At 67.5% G+C, this 834-nt stretch carries 1 protein-coding gene; it reads right to left on the reverse strand.

All coding sequences use genetic code 11. The features are described 5' to 3' along the window. The coding region (locus tag A5744_RS24180; protein ID WP_240563100.1) for a phosphopantetheine-binding protein at positions 1-809 on the reverse strand (809 nt) is incomplete at its 3' end. Positions 810-834: the final 25 nt, after the last annotated feature.

Raw genomic sequence — 834 nt, forward strand, 5'->3', positions numbered from 1 at the left:
GCGATCCATTGGGCGAGTTGGGTGACGGTGGGGGCGTCGAAGATTGCTCGGATGGGGATTTCGACGTCGAGTTCGGTGCGGATGCGCGCGACGAGTCGGGTCGCTGAGAGGGAGTGTCCGCCCAGGGCGAAGAAGCTGTCGTCGATGCCGACTTTGTTGGCCCCGAGGACTTCGGCGAATAGGTTGGCCAGCACTGTTTCGCGTGGGTCGCGGGGGGCTCGGTAGGCCACGTCGCTGACAAACTGCGGGGCCGGCAGGGCTTTTCGGTCGAGTTTGCCGTGGGCGGTCAATGGCAGGGCCTCAAGAACCATGACTGCGGCGGGCACCATGAACTCGGGCAGTCGTGTCGCGGCATACCGCCGGATGTCGGCGGCCAGTGCGGCGGTCGTGCTCGCGTCGCTCGTGGTGGATGGTGGTGTGAGCACGACGTAGCCCACCAGGTGGGTGTTGTTGACGTCGTCGGCGGCGTTGGGGGCGCTGCGGGCGATGACGACGGCGTGCGCTACGCGGGGGTGGCTGGCCAGCACGGCCTCGACTTCGCCGGGCTCCACCCGAAATCCGCGGATCTTGACTTGTTGATCGGCGCGGCCCACGAATTCCAGTGCGCCGTGTGCGGTCCATCGCCCTACATCGCCGGTGCGATACATGCGCGCCCCGGCCGGCCCGAACGGGCAGGCCACAAACCGCGTCGCGGTCAACGCCGGGCGGCCGCGATATCCCCGGGCCACACCCGCGCCCGCGACATAGAACTCACCAAGCACCCCCACCGGAACCGGAGACAACCCCGCATCAAGCACAAACACCCGCATATTGCCCAACGGCACACCAATCGGC

The sequence above is a fragment of the Mycobacterium sp. IS-1264 genome (assembly GCF_001954195.1).
In the GTDB taxonomy this organism is placed as follows: Bacteria; Actinomycetota; Actinomycetes; order Mycobacteriales; family Mycobacteriaceae; genus Mycobacterium.